Here is a 24,862-nt window from a genome sequence, read left to right on the forward strand (position 1 = left end):
CGAACGCCACGCGAAGATCGGGCCGATTACGATAGACTAAGGCCATCAAAGGTGTTGGTTCCCCATCGACTTCGGCATCGCGTAAATAACTGAAGTGAATACTGTCCAGAAGTTGCCGGACCGATTCCTCGTTTGACGCTGTGATCTGCTTGAGCTGCACAAGAGACTTAAACCGAACCACATCATAGTTGTTATCCTCAATGCCTAGCTCGGAGGGAAGGTTAGATAGCAAAGCAGAAAGTTGCTCCAACGCAATCCAATTGCCATTCTCGAAGTATTCGTCATGGCCAATTTCAAACCACCAGCCCCAGAAATCGGCGAAACCGTTTCTCGTATTAAGATCAAATGACGCTTGCAGGTCTATGCGACTTTTATGGATCAGTGACAGTATTGGTGGAATATTTGAATTTAATATCTTGGGATCGCGTAAATTTGTAAAATATAATCGCTCCAAAAATGACTTTATTTCTGATTTGTTTTTTGAGACATCTATCTTTTGTAAGGCAGCATAAGAAACATGTTGCATCTCGACCCGAAATAGCGGCGATGCGGCAAAATAGTTGGTCAATATTTCAACGTATTGCTTATCTTTCACCACCTCGAAAATCGAATTAAACTCGCGCTTCCCTTCGGTGAGCCACCAAACCCAAAAGTTCGAAAGAGACGCTTTGTCGCCAGGAAAAGAAGCACGTAGATCATCACGGTTGCGAAGTATCAACCGGAGGAGGGGAGTCAGCCCTAACTGGTTTCCTTGAAATGCACTGTCTAAGTGCTGCAGATGTAGATCAGCGGCAATTTTATTGGTCAGAATCTGCCGTATCCCCGGAAACTCTTGGCATCCATCGCGGAGCCACCAAAACACCAAGGCATCAGCGCCAGCGTCCGTATCTATGTCATAAAGCCGCTGGAAATGAGGGCCGCAAGCAATCCATGTCGAGACCAGACCTGTGGGCAAATCATAGCCAAAGGCCGACAAATAACGATACGACATCGCGAGTAAGCTGGCAGGCTCTGCGTCATTCATTCGGGCACACATTTCAATTAACCATTTGCGGAAAAATTGGCGTTCGCACAGCGCCAAATCAAGTCACTTTTTAGATTGTCCTAAATGACGAGTTATAATCGATGAGTCGTAGTTGGTATAGGCATCAAGCAGATACTCCCAGTTAAGCGCTGTAGGAATATTTGCCGGATTGTTGCGTACCAAATCTCTCTTTATATATGGATATTTTTCGGAGCGGATCAAATGATCCCAATAGTAGTGGGTAGGGTTGTAGGTGTCCGCATTCCGCTCGGGATTTTTCAGACGCTGCAAAAATTCATCAATCGCAGGCTCATCGCTATAGTGGGCTAGCTGGGCAATTACCCCGCTTCGCCGGGATTCCGCATCCTGACATGAAAAATGTGCGCCTAGTCGGAGCCCAGAGCTCTGCATCTTTTGGCTAAATCCGATCTCACCTAAGCGTACTACCCATTGTTTGCCGTTCACGTATGGATATTGCCTCCAGAATGCTCTGAAAGCCTTCGAGTCAATCGCAGACTTGTGCACTAACAAGAAGTACGACTGCAGATGATAGGTAATCTCTCGACTGTCTGTCATCGCCCAGATATCAAATACGCTAGGGTCAAAATTATTAATATATTTCGCCAATGGAAAAAGAGGGCCATAGACGCTGTCATTGGCAAGAATTAGACTTTGAACCTTGTCAAGATTACCTATCGCGCGGACGCCTTCTGAATATGCGCCGAAATCATATCCAATGTTCCGTCGAAGCAGTATTTCGCGACAGACGTTTTGAATCAAGCTCACATCGTGTTCATCAAGTCGAGGGCTATTGCTAACAAATGTCAGCCTGAAACCTAGCTGCGAAATCGCATTTAGGTGAAATTTGACGAACTCGTCAATTTTGCCGCTTTCATCGTAATGCACGTAAATTGCGTGCTTGTTACTTTGATCGTTAGGGTCTCTTCCGTGCCATCGCCGTCTGATCGTCGGCAAAAACCTCGAAATGTAACCTTTGACGCTAACGGCGCCAAGTTCTAGTCGTTTCCGGTATGCTGACAAAGACCTACCCCATGAGCGGTTCATTCGAAATTGCCCCAACGCTGTCGCACTGACTCGCGTTCGCTCAATTTTCTTTGTTGAACGCCCCCATCAGTGCCGCCCTAAATTTCGAGGTTCCGCAGTCGTCAGCTACTTTTTGGAGAGCTTCGGCCCTAACGCGGTTCCACAGCGATTCGTCGTTGTAGATGCGCAGCACGCCGGCACCGAATGCCTCGGGATCAGCACCAGATAAAATGGCGACGTCCTCTTTCCAACCCAGCTGCCGGACAATTAATGGGGTCGCTACGCAAGGAAGGCCAAACGACGCTGCAGCGTGAACTTTGTGGGGAATGCCTGCAGCAAACCGTGTTGGAGCGATAAATACTCGAGCTTGATCATAGAGAGGCCTGAGATCTTGCTGTATTCCCAAGAGATCAACGTTGCGAGAGGCAAGGGACTGCACCGAAGGCGCATCGTTTTTGCCCACAACCTTCAGTCTTATATGTGGATTGATAGCCGTAACGCGGGGAAGAATCTCAGACACAAACCATACGAGGCTATCTACGTTTGGCGAGCCTTCGCCGTCAAGTCGACCCACGAAAAGCAGGTCGTGCCTGGCGTCCCAAGGGGCGGGGGTGGGCTGTACATCGAGCAGATGCCCCAAAACTGAGACATTGCTAGATTTGTAATCGCGGAAATATGAAGCCTCCTCCTCGGAGACCGCAATAACGTGGTCTGCGAATGAGGTAAGAGACAACTCGCTTTCGAGCAGCTGCGCGGCCTCAGCCTCCGTGATATCCCCTCCAGCGATCGTTCGCCTTAGAATTTCGCGTGCGGAAAACATGGCTTCAGCGTCATAAATTAGCTTAGCCTTTCCGAACAAAGCCCTGTTCTTCGATAGCAGAGCAGCTATGATTTCCATGTTGGTGGGTCGACTGACCATGACGAAATCATACATATTCGAGCGGGAGCGCAGAAATTCTTCGATGCCGGCAACACCCAAGCCAAGCATCACTTCAACAGTTGAAGGTAACGTCGCGTAAACCTTTTCCCAATCATCATCTGGCACGAGCAACGGATAAAAACTTACCGCAAAGCCTGCTTGGTCCAAAGTTCGTATAATTTCAGCACATCGCGGGTAGCCAGCACCGTGCGACTCGTGAGGCACCATTTCATCGATGACCAATACGTTTTGTTTTTGCCCTGGTACAATACGGGCGCTTAACGCATTTGCAGGCGCTGACGGATAGTGAGTCTTCAGGCGCGGCCAGTGGCGCCTGCAGAAAATTTGCTGATTCTTAATTTGTTGCGAGAACGCCCATTCGCTCTGGCCAGCGCTACCAAACTCATAGTGATCGATGATGGCCTTAGGTTCATACACGACACGATACCCGGCATCCTGAAGCCGTAGGCACAGATCTGTTTCCTCGTAGTACGCGGGAGCAAAAACCTCGGCAAACCCCCCTAGCATGCGCCAGACATCTTTACGGACCAACAGAAACGCCCCAGAGCAATAGTCAACATCGCGCTGAAACTGAAATTCAGGATCATTTGGATTCCTGCCTCTGCCGTATCCGAGGCAAGTCCCGTCCTGCCAAACAATGGAACCTGCTTCCTGCAAATTACCGTCAAGAAGTACGATCGGCCCTCCTACAGCCCCAATCGTCGCATCCGCCTCAAGGGTAGTTACGGCAGCTTCGAGCGATCCACCCCTGATGATTGCATCATTGTTAAGAAGTAGAACATGCCTTCCGTTGGCAAACTCTACTCCCTGATTTACAGCTAGGAGAAATCCGAGGTTTTCAGAGTTCTTGATGATACGGGCGCCCCGCAGCCGGCCAAGCAGCTCATCAGTTTCATCTGTTGATGCGTTGTCAACTAGGATGAGTTCGAACGGAACTGTGATGTTTTGTTCTAGGCCGCGAAGGCAGGCATAAGTCAGTTCGGCTTGATTCCAGGTGACGACAACGATGGATACACATGCTTCTGCAACGATAGGCATTGTTATCAAGGCGTCGGAATTGAGAAACTCAGTGAGTTCATCCTTAAGCTTCCGCCGGAAAATCGTCTTATGGTCTTCCATCGTTATCCCTGCCCGCCTGCTAACTGCTTTGTTAGCGTCGACGTTTTTTCAGAAACCAGCATTTTCAATGCGTCTCGTGATCCCACCTGTACAGTGCCAGGTATTTCGTTGAAATACTTAGAGTCTGCGATTTTTACCCATTTGTACCCCGCGCATTCCACGCTGAAGTAAAAAAGGCGTTCAATGGCGTGGGCAATTGTCTCGTCTTTCTGCCCTTCTTCCGGATCAAAATCCTCAGCAGCGAGATTGAGGTCAATTAACGGCTTCAGCGCTGATGTCCGTGCCCAGAACATCGATCCGGACGGAAAATCTAGCACATGATTAGTCATGAGTTCGATACCGAGACATCGAGCGACGTCTCTCGTTATCTCATAATTTCCACTCCAACCAAGCCACTTCCGAATCGGCTCGTGGTGCTGAGGCCCAATCATTCCAATCTCAGGCGCCACCGCAAAAAGCTCCAGAATGCTTTTTATAATTTCAGGCGAGCCTAGAAGATGATGCAACAGGAAACCGCGCCACTTCTTCAAGTCTTGATGATGCGTGGAGGCTTTGGAGTGGATGCAAACTACAAAATCGTATTCTGAATTAATGGCTGAGAGCAGCGCCAGCTTCGGGGCAATATCCCGTCCGCGGTTAGGCACAACAATCACCTCAACGCGTTCAGTTTTTCGCGAAGAGAATACAGCAAGAATCTCATTTCGTTTCTGTACCGAGTCTGTTGAAATATATAGATCAAAGGGACATGGGAAGTTTTCAAAATATTGAGAAAATTCCGTAGCCATCTCTGAATAGTATAGATGGCACACGACAGCTATACGCCCAAAGGAAATATTATCTATCGGATAGTCAAAGGGTACTGAGAGGCTAAAATCGTCGACATGGGGTACCGTAAGATTACTATGCCCCTTATACTCGTCAAATGTTACGCCTCGTCGCACAAGGGGCGTGTGTAATATTGACATCTTGCTTTTCGGATACATTGCCATGTTCTGCCAGGAAGCTTAATTGCACGGTCGCTCAGAAAGATTCCGATCGACCCAACTCCATCACTAAAGAGCCGTACCAATTAATTCCAATAGCTGTTTCGTCGGGCCGGGTTGGAGGTGTAGCCGTCGCATTTTCTGCGTGAGCTGGTCTCTAGCGCCCGAGCTTATCGCAGCAGCAATGGCTTTTTGCAAGGCCGCAGTTGTTAGGGTGTGGACGTAAACCGGCAGATCACCGAATGTTTCTCTCGACCATGGATGATCGTTGAGCACCATCGGGCTTCCGGCCAATGCCGCCTCTAAAGCTGAGAAACCCGGATAGTCATCCCCGAGTTCAAGGTAAACCGCGCAGCTTTGCATGGCAGAGCGCAGGATCTCAGATGCCGGCTGCATATAAGGCAGGAAGCGAACGTTTTCGCCTGCGGCCGCGCGGCACGTTTCATAATAATGTTTGTCAGCATAACCGCCCACGAAGACGAGTGGTATGTCGATATCCGTTAGCGCAGTGATCACTTCCAATTGCCGCTTATGTTCAGCAATCTGGCCCACCCACAAGATATATTGATCAAGACCGTAGGCGGATTGGAATAGTCGCTCCTCAGCAGGTTTTCCAAAACCGGGGGCAATACCAGCAGGTACCACAGCAATCTTAGCAGCGGATACTACAAAATTTCTCTGACAAAGCTCCTTCTCAGCATTTGTCCGCAAAATAACTAGATCGGCAAGATCCAGATGACGTTGGACAACCTCGTGTGCGCTATGCTTCTCGTCAAAAAAATTAAAGTTAGGTATGAGGACAATCGGTTTGCCAGCCGCCTTTATCTCAGTCAGCAACCGTTCCCCGCCACCATGCGCCGAGAAGTGGATAACTGCATCATACGTGCTAAGACGCCGTGAATTCGGACCGTAGAGATCTGCCCGCCCGCCTACGTCATTGATGTAATCGGCTAATTGATGCAGCTCCGTCTCACCCCCTCCGGGGGCAAGGAAGGCCTGATGATAGGTGGTTAACAAGAGCCGCAAAACGCACATTCCTCTACACTATAAGGACGATTCGGAACTTACTGCTTTATTGTCGGCTGTGCTAGTACCGTGTGGCGTTGAGAAGTCGCTGCTTTATTTATGGTGAAGCAGGTAGGCCGCTGACGTTCCCTCAGATAAAAAGTACGTGCAATGGAATCGGTGTAATGGCAAAAGGCTCGCTGCGCGGCGTGAATGTCGTTGGGGCTGAAAGAAGCGTTATGGCAAACCTTGATAGAGATACTCCGAAAGGCTCAACTAGCGATTGTCATGAACCTAATTGGACATCGGTGCGCCGGGATCTCACCAGCCGACATGATCGCTTGGTGTCGATTATAATGTGTGTCTACGGACAAATAGATCTGACAGACACCTGCCTGACATCAATATTTCGGCACGAAGCAGGAGAGGATTTCGAACTCATCATCGTTGACAACGGAAACGATTCCGAAACGAGGCGACGCCTCGAGCAATGGGCTGCGCGACACACCGAGATAAAATTGATTCACAATGCTACCAACTTAAATTTTGCGCTCGGTAACAACATAGGTTTCGCCGCATCGCGTGGGTCGCGGGTCGTATTCCTTAACAACGATACTGAGGTCTGTCCCGAGTGGTTGCGGTCTCTGACACGTCCCTTGAACGATCCGAACGTGAAGGGCGTACAACCCAAGCTTATCTATCCCGATAGTTCAATTCAGGCCATCGGAATCGTGTTCTCTAATCACACTCCGATGGGCTATCCAATTTATGCGGGTAAGCCAGGAGACTACGAGCCATCACAAAAGCCAAAGCGATTCCGCGCGCTAACGGCCGCATGTGTCGCATTTCGCGCGAGCGATTTTGCATCCGTTGAGGGATTTGACCCGGTATTTATCAACGGTCAGGAAGATGTTGACCTATGTTTGCGTCTCGGAGGGGGTGAACACTTGTTTGCCTATTCACCAGAGGTCACGATAATCCACCATGAAAGCAAAACAGTCGGCCGCCGCGATCACATTGAATACAATCGCCAGATTTTCTCCGAAAGATGGAAGAACGCCAATCTAGCAGACGACGTAATGCATTATTCCGAGGATGGAATTGAAGTAGGCGAATATATCCCGGATTACGCTCCATGGACTGACACGGGGTACGCAGTCTGGCGACCACGCGAAGTGGGCGGGCGAGAAACAGTCACGAATTACGCTGAGCTTTTGCCCACGGACACAACGGTTGCCATCAAAATCGGTTGCCCAAACAGTGCTCTGAAAGATCATTGGGGAGACTACCACTTCGCAGTCGCATTGGCTGCCGCGTTCCTGCGCAAGGGTGTGCGCGGGCGGATAGATTTCCTAGACTGCTGGCATGCCAACGCAATGCCAAACGACATCAATCTCGTCTTGCGTGGTATTTCACAATTCCCGGCGGACGCCGATGCCGTCAACGTCATTTGGGTGATCAGTCATCCGGACAAAATCTCAACCGGCGAGCTTTTGCAATTCGACCGTATTTTTGCTGCTTCGAACGTTTGGGGTCCCCGTGATGATCCTTCCCGACCTGTTAAGATTGAACCCCTGCTGCAATGCACAGATACTTGCCGGTTTTACCCTCGGGAGAAGGATAGTAGCGTCGCATTCCCCCGCCTGTATGTTGCCAATTCCAGACTGGTGGAGAGAGCCGTCGTAAAACAAGCTATTGAGGGTGACATCACTCTCGACATCTTCGGTGAGATGTGGGACGGAATTGCACCCGAACGCTGGATTAAAGGGATCAAAATCGACAATGTAGATCTTCCGCGATACTATTCAAACGCCGAAATTATACTGAACGATCACTGGGATGCCATGCGAGAAGAGGGGTTTATTTCCAACCGTATATTCGATGTGTTGGCTTGTGGGGGCAACGTGGTGACCGATGACGTGGGGGGGATGCCGCCCGAACTCGCACAGTTTTGTACCATGTTTTCTTCCGCTAAGCCGATTGCGGAGGCTATCGAGGAGGCTCGCCAAAAACACCGACGACATCCGGGCAGATCTTCGGCTGCTGCGCACTATATTCGTCAAAATCACAGCTTTGACGATAGAGTTGGTACAATCCTAAACGCGATGGTTGAAATTGTGGCCGAAAAGCATGGTGCCGACCGCAACTGACGACGTCACAATCTTAAGCAACGACACGATGTTGATTTCTACCGAGGCCCCACCCGTCCCGCATATGAGTCAGATGGAACACCCGATGGAAATATCCATCAATCTCGGTTCAGGTCTCGTGCGACAGTCAAGAACATTGATGGCGTCGGCGTCACTGAAGGAGGTAGTCCGTCTTTCGGGCAACAAAAATCGTGCTACCATTGAACCCAGATCGCTCTGAAGGTGGTATGTTACAGGAGTCCATTTCCGATTCACTAGCATACTTCGAGAGCGAGTACTGCGGTTCTAGTCTCATTATCAAGCCCAAGTGGCGATCAAGATCGTCGATACCAAAACGTCGAACATGGTCACCCTGACCAAAGCGCCGCAAAGCCTCCTCTTCCGTCAATGGACCGAAATCTTCCTCGTAGTGGCCGGCGCTTAGGGGTAGACAGAAAAGGTGATATCCGTCTGGCTGAAGTGACCTCGAAAGGTGAAAGAACATGTATGCGAGCGTACAAGGTATATGCTCTGCTACATGTGAATGTATTATCAGATCGTAGTGGTTTTCGACGAGATTGGGACTGTCCGTAATAATATCGAACCTACGCACCTTCTTAGACGGGAAATTTTCGGGATTATAATCCACCGCCTCATATCCCTCAGGCGATATGCTAGAAAGATAATTCATAAGTCCAGTTTCCGGTGCCAGATGAAGTATCTTGCTTGTTGCCGAGGGTATGCGCAATTTGTCGATAATGAGCTTAATTGCGCGAGTCCTTTCTAGCGATCCGCAAGATTCGCACTTCACCGCGATGCGGCCATTCATATCGCCCCACTTAGCTGAGCCGCAAATATTACAGGTTATCGTCATGCTTTGTGGCGCCATGCAACTAAATCGCCCGTTCATCAAAATGCAAAGCTTGCGGGATGCTCCGTCGTACTCATTCACCAACTGGTCGTTAGGAGCCTAGTTAATAGCGAGCGAGTGGCCTAGCATCATGCTGTGCAATATTTCCCGATAATAGCGATCCCACGCTGGCTGCACGAGAGTGGCATGCCTATGGGGGTGGCCGGAGAGGATCAGCTTATGCAAGTCGAGCTCAGCAATTTCGGCAAGGTTTTTTGAGATGATCTGGTGCATCGCACGCTTCATGTTTTCCGTGTTGGAGATGCGACCTGATCCGGGCCTGCCAACATAGTATTCGCACAGCGTCTCCGCCACAACCATCGGCGCTGTGTCTTTTGTGTATCGGAGAACAAGATCCCAGTCGACGAGCCTCGCAAGCTTGGTATCGAAGGTACCATATCTTTCCACGCACTCCCGACGATGAACGAAGACATTCATATCAATGAAGTTTTGATATAGAATAGACTTCCTTTCGAAAGGAAAGAAGAGGGTTGCTGACGGCTGTTCGACTTCGTCAAGAAAAAGAAGCCTAGAATAAGCCGTCTTCTGCTCGCTATTGTCCGAAAATGCTTTTACGAATGTCGACGCAAAGTTGGGTCTCCACGTATTGTCGCTGTCCAGATATGCGATAAGCTCGCCAGTAGACATTTGCAGACCAACATTTCGAGCCGCACTAACGCCGGCATGCGCAGTTTTCTTGTATCGTAACTGTATCTTGTTGGTAAAGGTCGACAAAAATGCTTTGGCTACGTCTCCGGTGCCATCGGTGCTTCCATCGTCTACCAAGCATAACTCTAGCTGACCGATATCCTGCTCTACAAGTGAACTGAGCGCGCGAGTTATCACACTTGCTCGATTCCAGGCTGGCATGATTACTGATAGCAGGTGGGTCACTTCAAAGATACACGGTAATGATACTTCCTAAACGAGAACCATAATGATACGGAAGGCACGATACAAGTCGATCGGCTGCTAAAAAAATTGGCGCTTTAAGAAAATTGTGATTATGGCTGTATTGAAGCTTGTGCTGGTCAGGCACGCGGAATCGAAAGGCAACATCGCTGGCTCGCTCACTGGCACGGACGCGGATGTGCTTAGCGAGGAGGGTGAAAGACAAGCGATTGTGTTGTCGGATTCACTAAAGTCGTTTGGTGTATTCGATGCGGTTTATGTAAGTGAAACCGAGCGCACAATTCAAACGGCGCGACTCGCCGGCTTTGATGCAATGTTACTTACCAGCCTCTTGAAGGAAACGAATGGCGGAGCTTGGGGCGGACGACCACGGTCAGAATTTGACGCAGAGTTTCCCGACTTTTTCAACCCTCTCGATCTTAAAAGGGCGTATCCCGACGGAGAAAGCCATTTCGAAATGGGAAAGCGTGTGCTGAGCTTCATCAGTTCGGAAGTGATGGCCAGGCACAATCAAAAAGTATTACTTTTTACTCACCTCGGGCCTATCAATATCATATTGCACAAATTGTTCGATATTGGACTAAGCCGATTCCCAATGTTCAAATTGCGAAACTGCGCGATTGTAGAGCTCGATATTTGTTTGCTAGAGGGGAGCATGTTATTGAAAAAGGCAAGCTTCTAAGTTTTTCTATCACTCTATCTCAGCATCAAAACTAAGGCTGAAGCCGCATACTTGATATGGAGTGCGCCTTCCACTCGCAAAGCCGCATTTTCAACCAACTTCCGCCTTGCGTCAGGATTATCGACGAACCTCGCGATGGCGTCTATCCATGCATCACGCTGGTTCTCAACCAGACGGCCGTGGACACCGTCGTCTATTACCGTTTCGTAAACCGGCACTCTTGAATAAACACCCGCAATTCCGGCAGCCCCGAATTCAATAAACTTGAAGGGATTTTTACAAAGATTGAACTCGTAACTTCCCTCATCCTCCTTCCCCCCTAAGGGAACCAGGCCGATATCAAAGATGCCCTTAAAGAGCGAGCGACGATAGGTCTCGAAATCAACACTTCCAAGCCATTGCCAGTCCTGTAGTCCCAGTTCATCTGGTGGAAAATCTCCATAGTATGTGAACTCGATATCCGGATATCTATTCCTGACAGCATCGATTGCTTGGAGCCATTCTTGTTTGAAATTCACGATTTTCAAAAAATCGGCGTTGACCATGCCGATACGAAGCTTACTGTCTTCGTGCACCACGGGAGATGTCGACGCATATCTCTCGGTATATATCCCGTTCGGCAGAAGTTGAATATTTGAGCAAAGAGGCTTGTAAATTTTTAAGAGTCGGGGATTTGCAACGCTTACGATATCGCTAAGTGAAAGAAATCTGAGGATGATATCGATATTCGCCTGTGTGGGCTTTGCGCCGCTATAAGCCGGGTAGGCAAGCACATGATCATCAACATCGTATAGAATGCGAGCGCCCTGCATCTTAGCTTCAATCGCGTATTCAAGGGAATCGTTGTCAATTGCCTTATTAAAAAATACCCAGTCAGGCGTGTATCTCTTTCGTAGTTCGCTCGGAAAATCGACTAAAAAATCCGCTGCTCCTTCATCGCGCAGATAGTGCAACGGTTCCAATAGTCGGGCCGATATTGATCGAGAGACGTAGGAAGAGGCGACGTTCGAAGGACGGTTAGCGACCAAAACTCGGAGAACGCTCATAGCTATCGATCTTGCTCCATCGTTTGCGTTGAACGATCCAAATAAAAACTGCTGCTGGTAGCCGCATTTGAAGCGAACCCAGTTACACTCTTGGTAGCTGAATGGCAAGGTTCCAACTTTCCCCGCTGGCATGATATCGTCAGCCCATAGATGTTGAAAAGATTTGCAAGTTGATCTATGCGGGTTTGCTATAACTGAATTCTCTACGGCCTTGAGGCCGAAAAGTGGTTAACGTAAATGCTTCAGCCGAAATACAAAGGCATCATCCTCGCCGGCGGCAAGGGAACACGGCTTTACCCAGCGACGATCCCAATCAGCAAGCAGTTGCTGCCAGTGTATGACAAGCCGATGATCTACTATCCGCTTAGTACGCTAATGATCGCCGGAATCACGGAGGTGTTGATCATCTCAACACCAAGTGCATTGCCGCTATACCAGGAATTGCTGGGTTCCGGCGAAACGCTGGGTATGCGTTTCGAGTATGCGATACAAGCGGAGGCACGCGGTCTTGCCGAGGCTTTCATCATTGGAGAGCGCTTTATCGGCGGTGCGTGCGCTGCCCTCGCCCTTGGAGATAATATCTTCTACGGCACCGGCGTGGGCACGAGCGTGCGGCAAGCGAGCGAGCGCGATTCCGGTGCGACCGTTTTTGCCTATTCGGTAAGCGACCCGGAGCGTTACGGAATCGTCGAGTTTGCCGAAGACAAGACAACCCCAATCTCGATTGTCGAAAAGCCTAAGAATCCGAGAAGTCACTTCGCCGTTACCGGGCTTTATTTCTACGACAACGACGTCATCGAGATATCGAAAGGCATCAAACCCTCTTCCCGCGGCGAGCTTGAGATCACAACAGTCAACGACGTCTATCTGCAGAGCGGGAAGCTTTTCGTTGAGAAGCTCGGTCGCGGGAACGCATGGTTCGACACCGGGACCCATGATAGCCTTCTTGAATCAAGCCAATTCGTACACACGATCGAAAAACGCCAGGGCCAGAAGATCGCATGTATTGAGGAAATCGCCTGGCGCATGGGCTTCATCGATGACGAGCAGCTGGCACAACTGGCTCATCCACTTGTGTCGAGCGGCTATGGAAAGTACCTGCTGAGCCTAATTCCGCGATAGTTTCTATCCGCGGAATTGGACTGGTCTGCCGGCTAGTAGCGAAAATTGTGATCTACGTCAGCAAAGCGCGTGGCGGTAGCATCCTTTGGCGAAAGCAACACGGCAAGTTTGGGCCAATCTATCGCGACGTCAGGATCGTTCCAAAGGAGCGATCGCTCGGACGCGGCATCCCAGTATCCCGTCTGCCGGTAGGAAACGAGGGTATCATCCTCCAGCGCCATGAAGCCATGTGCGAAGCCCTCTGGAACGTAAAACATGTGGTTGTCTGTGCCGGCAAGCTCCGTGCCCGCCCATTTACCATAGGTGGGCGATCCCAGCCGCAGATCCACGGCAACGTCGAATATCCGCCCGTGAACACAGCGGACCAATTTTCCCACCGCGTGAGGATTGACTTGGTAGTGCAGGCCGCGGACGACTCCTTTTGAGGAGCGTGATTGATTATCCTGTACAAAATGCGGCAATCCAAGTTCCTGGAACGCGGAGGCGCGGAACGTCTCAGTAAAGGAGCCGCGATCGTCCCCGAATTCCCTATGTTCCAGAAGCAGCACATCGGGGATAGCCTGAGGAATAGCCTTGAAGTTCATTTTTTTCCTTTCCTGGAGATGGCGATCACGCTAGCAGCTTTGACGTCGATAAAGATCCGATATAGGGACACTCCCTTGAGTACAAGGTAGTGTGGAGAGCTTTCATGCGCAAAACAGCAATGGTCACTGGTGGAGCGGGCTTTATAGGATCAGCGGTCTGTCGATATCTCATTGGCGAAACAGACTACGATGTCGTCAATCTGGATCTGTTGACGTATGCCGGTGATCTTCGCTCGCTCAACTCCATCAAATCCAATCCGCGCTTCTCAACCATACAAGGTGACATTGGTAATAGCGAGCTGGTGGGTGAAATCCTGCAACGTCACCGCCCATCGGTCATTCTACATCTCGCGGCGGAGTCTCACGTCGACCGCTCTATCGATGGGGCGGCGCCGTTCATCGAGACCAATATCGTTGGCACGTTCCGGCTTCTAGAGGCCGTTCGCAGTTATTGGTCGGCACTCTCAGCGGCCGAGCAGCGGGAATTCCGTTTCCTGCATGTCTCGACAGACGAGGTGTATGGTACTTTGGGCGACGAAGGACTTTTCTCGGAAACGACGCCCTATTCGCCAAACTCGCCTTATTCTGCATCGAAGGCTGCATCGGACCATCTGGTCAATTCCTGGCATCATACCTACGGCCTGCCGATTGTCATTTCGAATTGTTCAAACAATTATGGTCCGTTCCAGTTCCCGGAAAAGCTCATCCCTCGCATGATTACGACCGCTCTGGAGCATGGGCCGTTACCGGTATACGGCGCCGGAAACAATGTCCGCGACTGGTTGCACGTGGACGATCATGCTTCCGCGCTGTGGCTTGTGGCGACGAAGGGGCGTCTTGGTGAAAAATACAATATCGGTGGGCGCAACGAGCGCCGCAACGTCGATGTCGTTCGCACCATTTGCTCCCTGTTGGACGAGTTCGGACCTCCTGCACCGCAAGGAGGGTATGAGAGCCTGATTACCTACGTAACCGACCGCCTCGGTCACGATCACCGCTATGCAATAGATGCAACCAAGATCGAGACCGAACTCGGCTGGAAAGCGCAATATGATTTCAACCACGGTCTGCATGCCACCATCTTGTGGTATCTTTCAAACGAGTGGTGGTGGCGCCCACACAAGGATGCTGCCGAGGCCCTCTATAAGGCTAAAGCCAAATGACACTCTTGATCTTGGGGAAGAATGGACAGGTTGCTACAGCCCTTGCGGAACTGGTCAAGGAACGTGGCCTCGAATGGGTTGCGTGGGGTCGGGCCGAGCTCGACCTTTCAGATCTCGACCAGACATATGCGGCGATCATGAAGTCGGGAGCGTCAGCCATCGTAAACGCTGCGGCTTATACCGCTGTGGATAAAGCGGAGAGCGACGCTGCCTTGGCGATGCGTCTCAACGCGGATGCCCCAGCGATCATCGCACAGGCCGCAAGGGAGCTAGATTTGCCCTTTGTGCATATCTCTACTGATTACGTCTTTTCAGGCGACAAAACGACACCCTACACCGAAGATGATGCGATATCGCCAATCAGCACTTATGGTCTAAGCAAGGCCGAAGGCGAGAAGCGAGTGCGTGAGATCTATTCGGCAGCCACCATCCTGCGCACCGCCTGGGTTTTTCACGAGAGCGGAAGCAACTTCGTCAAGACCATGCTTCGCCTTGGCGGGGAGCGCAAGGAACTGCGCGTGGTCGCCGATCAGCATGGCAATCCGACCTATGCGGGCGATATTGCCTTGGCCTGCTTAAAAATTGTTGAGGTAGCAAAGGCTCACTCGCGCAACGTCGCGGGGACATTCCATTTCGCCGGTCGGGGATATACGACATGGCACGGGTTTGCCGAGGCAATTTTCGCCGAAGCGGCAGCGCAGGGGTGGGCAGTGCCCGACCGTGTGACAGCAATCTCGACCGCAGAATATCCGACGCCTGCGAGACGGCCAGCCAATTCACGTTTTGATTGCAATCGGATCGCTAGCGTGCTGGAAATTGAAGCTCCGCACTGGCGCGACTCTTTAGCTCACTGCCTGCAGCGGCTGGCGGCAATCAGGAGTTAATCACTCCTGCACCAAGGCAGGAAAGCCTAGGCCTTCTTTTGCTCCCATTTGCTTATTAGTTGGAGCTTGTGGGATAGACGACGGGATGCTTTTGATCTCGAGAAGAGGATAATTAATATGTTAGTTGAGACACAGGCGACGAGCCCCTTGAATCCGTCGTGGTCTGAACCGACTGAGTCCTTGCGGATACAGAAATCGCCACCTGGAGTGTATAACAACATCAAATTGGCTTATTTTCTGGCTTGGTACGACGTCCGGCATCGCTATGCCCGATCGGTGATCGGTCCTTTTTGGATTACGTTACAGACAGCAATTTTCGCCGGCTGCATTGGCTTTGTCTTTAGCGCTATATCGAACGTCTCCGTTCCCGACTTTCTGCCGTATTTTGCAGTTAGTTTCGTCATGTGGAACTTTTTGGCCGGTGCGACCAACAATGCGACGACGACCCTGCTGGGTGCGGGTGGGTTCATCAAAGATCGTGGACTGCCTGCCTATGTCTTCTATGTCCAATGCTTTTTCCGGCATTTGCTGTTTCTTGCCCATAACATCGTCGTTCCAATCACTCTTTTCATCTTTCTCGGAGGAGCTACGTTCCTCGGTCTCCTCATGGCTCTTCCAGGGCTGATCATCTTCATGGCGGTGACGCTCTGCCTATCGCTCGTAGCAGGAACGCTTGCCACGCGCTATCGGGACGTGCAGCCGTTGGTCGAGTCATTTATGAACTTGGCCTTCCTTGCATCTCCGATCATGTGGAAACCGCATGTGGTCGCTGGTCGCGACTATCTGCTGCACTATAACCCCGTGGTGCATTTGCTCGCGATCTGGCGAGAGCCATTGTTGAATGGCGCCATGCCTTGGCATAGCTTTGTCGTGTCTCTGGGACTCCTCGCAATTCTTGCCCTCTTGAGCTGGTTTGCGCTAACCCGCCTGCGCAACGCGGCTTTTTGGATCTGAACAATGGCTACGATCACGCTTAAGAAAGTCACGCTTGACTATCCGATCTACGACCTGAACGACAAGTCTCTGAAGAGGCTTTTGCTGTCCGCCGCCGGCGGATCTACGGAGAAAACAACGGTCATCCGCGCCCTTCACGAGATCGACTTTGAAGTGAAAGCTGGGGAACGCATCGGGCTGTACGGGCCAAACGGTTCCGGCAAGACAACGCTGCTGCGTACGATCGCAGGCATTTTTCCAATATCCGGCGGCACCATCTCTGTCACCGGCCAGATGACGCCTTTGCTTGGGCTTGCGATCGGCGCTAATATGGAAATTTCTGCCGAGGACAACATCAGGCTCTTGCTCCGCGTGGATGGTATCAAACCAACGAAAGAGCTTGTCGATTCGATCTGGGAGTTTACGGACTTAGAGGACAAGATGCGCCGCATGCCCTTACGCACATTCTCTTCGGGCATGTTGATGCGCGTGCTTTTCTCAGTCTCGACGGCGTTCTCACCGGAGATCCTTCTTCTGGATGAATGGCTGAGCGTCGTTGATGAAACCTTTTCCAAGAAGGCCGAGCGGCGCATGGAGGATCTGGTTTCCCGTTCCAAGATCCTCATTATTGCATCCCACAACATGAAGATGCTTGAGCGTGTTTGCACACGCGTCGTGCGGCTGGAGCAGGGGCATATCAAATCTGATGAAGCCGTCGTGCCGGCGCAGAAGATTGACGGTCTGAAAACGCCTGCAACTACACCTAGCTGACCCATAAACTAGAGAGAATAGCGTTGAGCACAGTGCATATTCATGCCCGCGATATCGTTTTAAACGATGCTGTCGGCAGCTTCGCGCGGCAGATAGCCATTCTGGCGGAGAAAGCAGGGCACCATGTTCGGCTTTGGGCTGAACATACAGACGTTCAAGAGCCTCACTCTGTTGGAAGCCGCTCGGCATTTTGGACGGCAGTCCAACCGCATGATGTCATCTTTTTCAATCATTCGATCTTCGATCCTGCGCTTGAGGATATTATCGCTCTACCGAATGCGAAGATTGTCTATTTTCACAATATCACACCACCTGATCTGATTGATCGTGCTGACGAGCGAACAATCGAAAACTGCCGCATGGGCCTTGAGCAGCGTCAACTTCTCGCTCAGTTCGACATCATCATGGTCAATTCGGAAGTGACTGCTAAGTGTCTGCTCGAGGCGTTCGATGCGGATGCTTTGGCGCATCACAAGGACCGGATCGTCATCTGCCCGCCGCTCATCGGCGCGGACCGGTGGAATGCTGTTGAGGCCGAAGATCTCCGAGATGCGGCGACTAAGCAAAATCTCCTCTATGTCGGGCGCATCGTTGCACATAAGGGCGTCCTCGACATTGTCGATATCGCCGGAGAGCTAGCGGCGCTGAAGATGCCGATTGCACTCGATATCGTCGGTGGTCCCACAAACGGACCCTATGTCGATCTTGTCAAGGCGCTCGCAAAGACGATCGAGGAAACTCAAGGCGTGCCCGTCACATTCCATCATGGGATATCGGATCATCAATTGAAGGCGCTCTATGAAATGGCGACCGCCTGCATCGCGCACTCGTCTCACGAAGGGTTCTGCGTGCCCGCCCTCGATGCGCTGGCCTTTGATAAACCGATGTTCGTTACTCCCGTCCCCGCAATATTGGAAGTGTTAGGGTCTGCGGCATTGCTAATTCCGGAAGGTGACAAGGCAGCGGCCGCCGCGACGATCGCTGCTTTTCTTATAAATGGCGACCATGCTGGCCATTCCTCCTTAAGGAAGAAACGCCTTGAGGAACTACAGAGAAAGGCTGACGGCGGGCTTATCCTGGCTGCTATCGAAGGTTTGGGAGTGGCCTAATGCGGATCGTCTATGCCACTTATCCTTGGGCATTCGAAACACCGGGCGGTGGCGAAATCCAGCTGCTGAAATATGAACAGTATCTGCTCAACGCCGGCGCGGATGTCGTGCGGTACGATCCCTGGCGTGGCGGCCTCGACAAGGCGGACATATTCCATTTTTTCTCGTGTATGGGCGGCTCCGTACATCTGTGCAACTATGCCAAGGCGCGAGGTATTCCTCTCGTCATTTCCGCCAGCCTCTGGCTGACGGAAGAAACCATGCACCTCTACCCAATCGCCGAAATCGCCGCGCAGCTTTCCTTGGCCGATGCGATCGTTACCAATGGCGATGTAGAAAGCGACCGTATCTCGACCATACTCGGTCTATCGCACGAACGCTTCCATACGGTACGCAATGCCTGCGATCCGTGGTTCGGAGAGCCGGTTGAGCCTGGTCTTTTCCGCTCCGCCTACGAGATTCACGGGCCGTTTGTGCTCAATGTCGGGAATATAGAGCCACGCAAGAATCAGTTGGCTTTGATCCGCGCAGCAAAGCAGGCCGGCAAGCCATTGATACTCCTTGGTCATATCCGAGACGCAGAATATGGTGAGGCTTGTCTCGCTGAAGCAGGTCCGAATGTTCGCCATTTGGGCGCACTTGATCACGATAGTCCGTTGCTGCGGTCTGCATATGCTGCTTGCGAGGTTTTCTGTCTGCCTTCAACGTTAGAAACGCCAGGCCTTGCTGCTTTGGAGGCATCGGCTGCAGGTGCGCGGCTCGTGATCACAGGTGAAGGCTCCACCCGCGAGTATTTTGGAGATCATGCTCTGTATGTCGACAGCGGCGATGTAGAGGGGATTGCCGCCGCACTGAGAATAGCAGGAGAAACGCCGCCATCGGAGCAACTGCGGCACTATGTAAACGAGAATTTTACCTGGAATCGCGCCGTCGAGCCATTGCTAGAACTCTATCACAGGCTTGCGGCTGCGCGTTGACAGCCGTGTCTATTTGCCGTTACCACAGCACTTTTCACGCGGAATTTCAAAGGCTGGAAGACAATGATTCTTAGCGCTCTTCGGAACGGCATTCGCGGGGCGTTGGCAACGATCATCGTCTACCCCCTCACAGAGCGCTATGAGGCTCGCGATATTCGCAGCAAAACGAGATGGATCAGAGAAGAGATAGACCGGCCGTTCTCAGAGCGACGTGCGCGTGCGGTGGCACGCCTTGCCGAAACAGTCGCCTTTGCCGGCGTCAAGGTGCCGTACTATCGTGATCTGTTCAGTTCGATCGGCTTCGATCCGGCGAAGGTGGCTGCGGACCCCCGATATATCGAGGATTTACCATACCTAACGAAGGATATCATTCGCGAACAAGGTCAAAGGCTGCTACGCGAGGACCGGGACGGCATACGGATTCACGTGGCCAAGACCGGTGGCTCGACTGGGCCGTCCGCTCATATTCATTATGATCAGGAGGCGGCCGACTGGTCTTCTGCCATCACCCAGGAAAGCCGCCGTCGCATCGGGAACACGCACTGGCGTAGCGAGCTGCATTTCGCCTCGAAATTTCCGGAAGTGTTTCCGTGGCGGGACCGCATGCGTGAGCATGTGAAGTGCTTTGCCATGAATCGTGACAATATCTTCTTCGCAACATTCGCAAGCGAAGAACTCGAACAGATATGGCGCAGAATAAAGTCGATCCGGCCACATCTGGCGCATGCCCATCCGTCTACCGCCGATCAGCTCGCCGCCCACGTCGAGACAACCCGCGGCAAAGATAAAGGGTTCCAGATCTTCGAGTCTTCCGGCGAGCTGCTCGAGGCACGTCAGCGAGAGCGCATTGAACGGGTGCTGCAATGCCAAGTGATCGATCGCTACGGCTTGGCGGAAGCCGGCGTAATCGCCTATCAAATCGATCCAAAGAGTTCCGACATGCGATTTTACGAGTTTTTCGCGTGGCCGGAGTTGCGGACCGAAGAAGAAACAGGATTGACGGATATCCCTGAAGGTGCCCGCAGTGGTGAGTTGGTGATAACTCCACTTTTCAACAGGATGATGCCGCTGTTGCGTTATCGCACCGGCGACAACGCCATCCTTGCGCACCAGCCGAACGGGATCGTCATTCCCCGTATGGTTGGTCGAGTTCACGACGTGATCATGTTGGGCGGCACGCCACTCCCCACCCACTTTATCCAGGACGTGCTTGATCGCGTCGGCGGCATTCGCGAATTCCAGATTCAGATGCTTCGTGGCAAACCGGTGTTTCGGCTTGTGCCAGAGGACACCGCTGACACCAATGCAATCCGGGAACGTATTGCCTCGTGGTGGTCCGACAATGTCGAAGTCGAGTTCATCACGCCAGCTGACCTAAAGCTGGTCGGCCTGCGCCAGAAATTCAGGCATTTCGTACCAGAAGAGGCACCGGGGCAATGATCACCGTCTTTGCAGGTAGACCCGGTGATTCCACCACCGAGATCGTCGCGGAAGCATTCCGCCGATCGGTAACCCGGGGTCTGGTAACGGTAGTATCCGACGATCCCGTGCCGGCAATTGAAGACGGAAATGTTTATGTCTTCATCTCCCCCCGGGTGGATCAAGCGCCCCTTGTCGCTGCGGCTTCTAGGTCAAACGCCAAGGTGCTTCTATTTGGTGACTTGCCCGAGAAAGTCGCGTCTCTGGCGGGACTGGCTGCACCGGGACCTCTAGCTTCCGGATGGGCCGATGCGGCGGCGTGCCCGCCGACGCCAATCTACGCGACAACGCGATCATCTGCAGTGGTCAACTGGACAAAGCATCCCCTGGCGAATACATCACCATTTTCGTCGCGGCCTTTCTTGCGGTTTGACTATGCCGACGAATGGAACAATCTAGGATACGGACGGATTACGGCCGATGGCGGACCGTGGTCTATCGCGATGGCGAGTGAAGTCCTCAGCGCAACGACGCTCGCGGTCGCTTCTGCACCTGGTATTGCGGAAGATCTGCCGTTCGTCACCTTACTTGAGAACGAGACTGCGTCCATCCTTTGGTGGAATCGTCCAGTGGGCCCGGTCGACAGCGCCGAATGGGCCGTGATCGAGGCGTTCCTCGCGGATTGGCGGCACGACGACAGGCCGTGCATTCCGGTCATAGGGGAAATTCCGCACGGATATGACGCGGCAGTGACGATGCGCCTGGATTGCGATGAAGACATTGCATCGGCGCGGCCGTTGTTCGAACTGTACCGTTCGCGCGGCCTGCCGTTCTCTCTGGCGGTCAAGACTGCTCAGGAAGACAAGGAGGAGCACGTCGCGCTAATGAAGGAGGTTCTGGATGCCGGCGGCGCCGTTCTCTCGCACTCTGTGACGCACGCACCTCGCTGGGGAGGCTCAGGAGAAGCCTGCGAGATCGAAGCGCGAACCTCCTCAGACTGGCTCGAACAGCGCCTGCCGGGCTTGACCGTGCGGTATGCGGTATCGCCCTTTCATCAAAACCCCGCCTATGTGCCGGAAGCGCTTAAGCGCGCGGGGCTGCAGGGTTTCGTTGGCGGTATCATCGCCAACGATCCGGAAATGCTTATGGCCAAGGGGGGAACGATACCGGGTGACGGATCGGGAATTGTGACGCACAGCCAACAGTGCATGTTGCATGGTGATTGTATTCTGAGTGAAGGGGATCCTTTGGCGATCAACAAGCAGGCATTCACGGTGGCGGTTACAGCCGGAAACCTGTTCGGCTATCTCGATCATCCGTTTTCGCCGCGCTATGACTACGGGTGGGGCTCTGAGGAACATCGCCTGTCGCGCCATCGTGAATTTATCGACCATATCGAATTGGAAATGGCGGGTCGTCCGATCCTTTGGCTCAATGAAGAGGATACCTTGGACTGGATTGCCGCCAAGATGCGCCTAACGATGCGAGAAACGAATAATGGCTTCGGCCTGACGGAAGGTACCGCGGTTGAAACCGCATCAGGTCGCGCATTCTCGGTCCGTTGGCGCGGCGCCACCCTGGCATTATCGGATTTTGTCAATGGGTGAAATTAGCGTGCGTCACGTCATGGTCATCGTCGGCACGCGCCCAGAGGCAGTCAAGATGGCGCCGGTTATCAAGGCTCTTCAGGCGCGTCCGGAGGCTTTTCGCTGTACGGTGGTCTCAACGGGACAACATCGTGAGATGTTGCGCCAGACATTGACCAGCTTCGGGCTTTCCGTGGATGTCGATCTGGACATCATGCAGCCCAATCAAACGCTTGCCTCGCTGACAGGGGCTGCGATCGGCGCATGCGAAAAGATCTTTCAAGCTGCAAGACCGGACATCATCCTTGTGCAGGGGGACACGACGACAGTTCTTTCGGCATCATTGGCTGCACATTACGCACAGATTCCAGTTGCTCATGTGGAAGCGGGTCTGCGGACCTATGAACGCTACAACCCATTTCCGGAGGAAATGAACCGTAAGCTCGTTACGTCGTTGGCTACCCTGCATTTTGCGCCGACAGAACGATCTGCACGACAATTGCGGAAAGAAGGCGTCCCTTCATCCAAGGTCTTCGTTACGGGCAACACAGTCGTCGATGCGCTGGAAGAGCTTCGAGGCAGAGTGACCACCGATGATATATCGCCCGCCGTCAGGGAACTGGTAGCGCGAAGCCAGGGGCGGTTCGTGCTCGTGACGTGCCACCGCCGGGAAAGCCTTGCGCATGACCTCAATGTCATTGTTGACGCGATTGCCGCGCTAGCCGACCGCTTCCCAGATCGCACATTCTTTTTTCCCGTGCACCTAAATCCAAACGTCCGCGCGCTGGTGATGCCAAGGCTCAATGGGATTGAGAATGTCGTGCTGGGGGATCCGCTGCCCTACGCAGATATTCTATTTTGTCTCTCTTCTGCGGAATTGGTGCTGACGGATTCAGGAGGTTTACAGGAAGAGGCTCCCTCATTCGGAGTGCCAGTCATCGTGTTGCGCAGGACAACTGAGAGGCCAGAGGGGGTACGCGCCGGCTTCTCTCGCCTGGTGCCGATCGCGCGGGAAAATATTGTCTCTCTGGCTAGTTCTTGGCTGCGGTCTAGCCGCAAGACAATGCTTGCTGGAAGACCCAATCCCTACGGTGGCGGCAATGCTGCAGCGCGAATCGTCGATATACTGTCGAAGGAGCTGTTGCCGTGACCGGTGGCGATAAACGAATGACATTTGTCATGTTTTCGACAGCTGATTGGGCAGCACCTTACTGGACGAACAAGCAGCATATCGCCGACCGCTTGGCCAAGCGGGGCCATCAAGTCCTCTACATCGAGTCACCCGGAATTCGTGCCCCCAGAGCCAATGCGCGTGATCTGTTACGCATATGGGACCGCCTGAAGAGAGCGTTCATTCCCCCAAAGAAAGTTGACCAAACGCTCTGGGTCTATGCGCCGCTGACAATTCCGCTCGGCCATAAGAACAGATTTGTCCGAGCGTTCAATCGGTGGCTACTTGGCAAGGCGATCCGCAAGTGGCTGAAACGCAACGGCGATAGTGATGATGTTATTGCATGGACTTATCACCCCTATATTGACGGCATCATGGATGGTTTGACGGTACGGTCCACTATTTACCACTGCGTCGACGACCTTGCCGCCATCCCTGGTGTGGACGCCGATACGTTTCGAAAAGCAGAAGTGGCGCTTCTCGAAAGAGCGGATCGTGTCTTTACGACAAGCCCTTATCTTCAGTCTCACTGTAGGGCCGTGGCCGGAGAGCGCAGTGTCTACGAGCGCAACGTCGCCGATATCGAGCATTTTGCGCAGGCGAGACATGCTGGAACCATACCAACCGAGTTGGCCGACATTAGTGGACCCAAGCTTTGCTACACAGGCGTTTTGTCCGACTACAAGCTCGATTTCTCGCTCATTGAACAGTGTGCCGTTGCTCGGCCCGGCTGGAATTGGATCTTCATCGGAGACGAGCCGGAGGGCCAAAAAAGCACGGCCGTTGGCCGCTTGAAAGAACTCCCCAACGTTTATTTTTTTGGGTACCGGTCCTATGACACTCTGCCGAGTTATTTGCGTGGGACAGATATTGCAGTTCTTCCTAACCTAACAACGGGTTACATGTCTGGCGTTTTCCCGATGAAGTTATATGAGTATATGGCGGCAGGGAAACCCATCATTTCCACGGCCATAAACGCGCTCGATGACATCAATGATCAAGTTGCGGTAGCAAGCGATTCAACGGAGTGGATTCATAGCATCGAAAAATTACTTACCTCACCACCTAAGGCTATCGGACTGCATGATCCTAGGCTTCTAAATTTTAGCTGGGAAGCGCGACTCGACCGAATGCTTGCACTGATATGAAGAAAATGTCTCTGATCCGACTGTCGCTTTCACTTCCAGGTTTCAATCGGGGAAAAGTGCTGTGTCCCTTGCACCCAGGCGACAAGGACATGCAGCGCTTTGACATCTCCGGTTGAACCCGTGATCTGAACTTTGATCTATGCTGACATACCATAAGCGGCCAAAGCGTAGCGCTGCGACGTGAGCTCGTAGCGCTGCGAC

General features: G+C 52.3%; 21 protein-coding genes. 13 read left to right on the top strand and 8 right to left on the bottom strand.

Going from position 1 to position 24,862, the window contains the following annotated elements:
• The 5 genes from JJQ51_RS09805 to JJQ51_RS09825 form a co-directional block, all read right to left on the bottom strand.
• The coding region (locus tag JJQ51_RS09805) for a hypothetical protein (protein ID WP_269244637.1) at nt 1-1,024 on the bottom strand (1,024 nt) is incomplete at its 3' end.
• A 63-nt stretch (nt 1,025-1,087) separates the two neighbouring features.
• Nucleotides 1,088-1,930: a rhamnan synthesis F family protein gene (locus JJQ51_RS09810; protein ID WP_269244638.1), complete on the bottom strand. Its 843-nt coding sequence runs from the start codon at nt 1,928-1,930 to the stop codon at nt 1,088-1,090.
• A gap of 199 nt (nt 1,931-2,129) precedes the next feature.
• Entirely contained in the window at nt 2,130-4,127 is a 1,998-nt protein-coding gene (locus JJQ51_RS09815; protein WP_269244639.1) for a glycosyltransferase, read from the bottom strand.
• A gap of 2 nt (nt 4,128-4,129) precedes the next feature.
• On the bottom strand, nt 4,130-5,116 hold the full coding sequence (locus JJQ51_RS09820) for a rhamnan synthesis F family protein (RefSeq protein WP_331275825.1): 987 nt from the start codon (nt 5,114-5,116) through the stop codon (nt 4,130-4,132).
• 63 nt (nt 5,117-5,179) lie between these two features.
• Nucleotides 5,180-6,145, bottom strand: coding sequence for a glycosyltransferase (locus tag JJQ51_RS09825; protein WP_269244640.1), 966 nt, complete (start codon nt 6,143-6,145; stop codon nt 5,180-5,182).
• 155 nt (nt 6,146-6,300) lie between these two features.
• Here JJQ51_RS09825 and JJQ51_RS09830 point away from each other — a divergent pair, with 155 nt between their 5' ends.
• Complete coding sequence (locus tag JJQ51_RS09830) at nt 6,301-8,265, top strand: glycosyltransferase (protein ID WP_269244641.1); 1,965 nt, start codon at nt 6,301-6,303, stop codon at nt 8,263-8,265.
• A gap of 949 nt (nt 8,266-9,214) precedes the next feature.
• Here the strand turns inward: JJQ51_RS09830 and JJQ51_RS09835 are convergent.
• Nucleotides 9,215-10,024 (bottom strand): glycosyltransferase family 2 protein, encoded by an 810-nt coding sequence (locus JJQ51_RS09835; RefSeq protein ID WP_269244642.1) that lies wholly within the window; start codon nt 10,022-10,024, stop codon nt 9,215-9,217.
• Nucleotides 10,025-10,160: 136 nt separating this feature from the next.
• Here JJQ51_RS09835 and JJQ51_RS09840 point away from each other — a divergent pair, with 136 nt between their 5' ends.
• Nucleotides 10,161-10,748 (top strand): histidine phosphatase family protein, encoded by a 588-nt coding sequence (locus JJQ51_RS09840; RefSeq protein ID WP_269244643.1) that lies wholly within the window; start codon nt 10,161-10,163, stop codon nt 10,746-10,748.
• Between the two features lie 14 nt (nt 10,749-10,762).
• On the opposite strand, the gene JJQ51_RS09845 is transcribed toward JJQ51_RS09840, so the two are convergent.
• A complete protein-coding gene (locus tag JJQ51_RS09845) occupies nt 10,763-11,902 on the bottom strand; it encodes a glycosyltransferase family protein (protein ID WP_269244644.1) in 1,140 nt (379 codons plus the stop codon).
• Between the two features lie 129 nt (nt 11,903-12,031).
• Between JJQ51_RS09845 and rfbA the strand changes: the two genes are divergently transcribed.
• Nucleotides 12,032-12,916, top strand: coding sequence for a glucose-1-phosphate thymidylyltransferase RfbA (gene rfbA, locus JJQ51_RS09850; protein WP_112414021.1), 885 nt, complete (start codon nt 12,032-12,034; stop codon nt 12,914-12,916).
• Nucleotides 12,917-12,948: 32 nt separating this feature from the next.
• Here the strand turns inward: rfbA and rfbC are convergent, their stop codons facing one another.
• The gene (gene rfbC, locus JJQ51_RS09855; protein WP_269244645.1) at nt 12,949-13,500 is read right to left on the bottom strand and encodes a dTDP-4-dehydrorhamnose 3,5-epimerase; all 552 of its coding nucleotides are present in this window, start codon (nt 13,498-13,500) and stop codon (nt 12,949-12,951) included.
• A gap of 104 nt (nt 13,501-13,604) precedes the next feature.
• Here rfbC and rfbB point away from each other — a divergent pair, with 104 nt between their 5' ends.
• The 10 genes from rfbB to JJQ51_RS09905 all read left to right on the top strand — a co-directional run bounded on the left by rfbB (nt 13,605) and on the right by JJQ51_RS09905 (nt 24,661).
• Nucleotides 13,605-14,663, top strand: a complete 1,059-nt coding sequence (gene rfbB, locus JJQ51_RS09860; protein WP_269244646.1) for a dTDP-glucose 4,6-dehydratase — start codon at nt 13,605-13,607, stop codon at nt 14,661-14,663.
• Nucleotides 14,660-15,547: a dTDP-4-dehydrorhamnose reductase gene (gene rfbD / locus JJQ51_RS09865; RefSeq protein WP_269244647.1), complete on the top strand. Its 888-nt coding sequence runs from the start codon at nt 14,660-14,662 to the stop codon at nt 15,545-15,547. Before rfbB ends, rfbD begins: the two co-directional genes overlap by 4 nt.
• A gap of 117 nt (nt 15,548-15,664) precedes the next feature.
• Complete coding sequence (locus JJQ51_RS09870; protein WP_269244648.1) at nt 15,665-16,501, top strand: ABC transporter permease; 837 nt, start codon at nt 15,665-15,667, stop codon at nt 16,499-16,501.
• 3 nt (nt 16,502-16,504) lie between these two features.
• Complete coding sequence (locus tag JJQ51_RS09875; RefSeq protein ID WP_269244649.1) at nt 16,505-17,251, top strand: ABC transporter ATP-binding protein; 747 nt, start codon at nt 16,505-16,507, stop codon at nt 17,249-17,251.
• Nucleotides 17,252-17,283: 32 nt separating this feature from the next.
• The gene (locus JJQ51_RS09880; protein ID WP_269244687.1) at nt 17,284-18,360 is read left to right on the top strand and encodes a glycosyltransferase family 4 protein; all 1,077 of its coding nucleotides are present in this window, start codon (nt 17,284-17,286) and stop codon (nt 18,358-18,360) included.
• Complete coding sequence (locus JJQ51_RS09885) at nt 18,360-19,337, top strand: glycosyltransferase (protein ID WP_269244650.1); 978 nt, start codon at nt 18,360-18,362, stop codon at nt 19,335-19,337. Before JJQ51_RS09880 ends, JJQ51_RS09885 begins: the two co-directional genes overlap by 1 nt.
• Nucleotides 19,338-19,400: 63 nt before the next feature.
• Nucleotides 19,401-20,777 (top strand): phenylacetate--CoA ligase family protein, encoded by a 1,377-nt coding sequence (locus tag JJQ51_RS09890; RefSeq protein ID WP_269244651.1) that lies wholly within the window; start codon nt 19,401-19,403, stop codon nt 20,775-20,777.
• A complete protein-coding gene (locus tag JJQ51_RS09895; RefSeq protein ID WP_269244652.1) occupies nt 20,774-22,363 on the top strand; it encodes a hypothetical protein in 1,590 nt (529 codons plus the stop codon). The genes JJQ51_RS09890 and JJQ51_RS09895 overlap by 4 nt, the downstream gene beginning before the upstream one ends.
• A complete protein-coding gene (gene wecB / locus JJQ51_RS09900) occupies nt 22,356-23,492 on the top strand; it encodes a non-hydrolyzing UDP-N-acetylglucosamine 2-epimerase (protein ID WP_269244653.1) in 1,137 nt (378 codons plus the stop codon). Before JJQ51_RS09895 ends, wecB begins: the two co-directional genes overlap by 8 nt.
• Nucleotides 23,489-24,661 (top strand): glycosyltransferase, encoded by a 1,173-nt coding sequence (locus JJQ51_RS09905; RefSeq protein WP_269244654.1) that lies wholly within the window; start codon nt 23,489-23,491, stop codon nt 24,659-24,661. Before wecB ends, JJQ51_RS09905 begins: the two co-directional genes overlap by 4 nt.
• The last annotated feature ends 201 nt before the right edge of the window (nt 24,662-24,862 follow it).

Source organism: Rhizobium sp. AG207R (genome assembly GCF_027109195.1).
Taxonomy (GTDB): domain Bacteria; phylum Pseudomonadota; class Alphaproteobacteria; order Rhizobiales; family Rhizobiaceae; genus Rhizobium; species Rhizobium dioscoreae.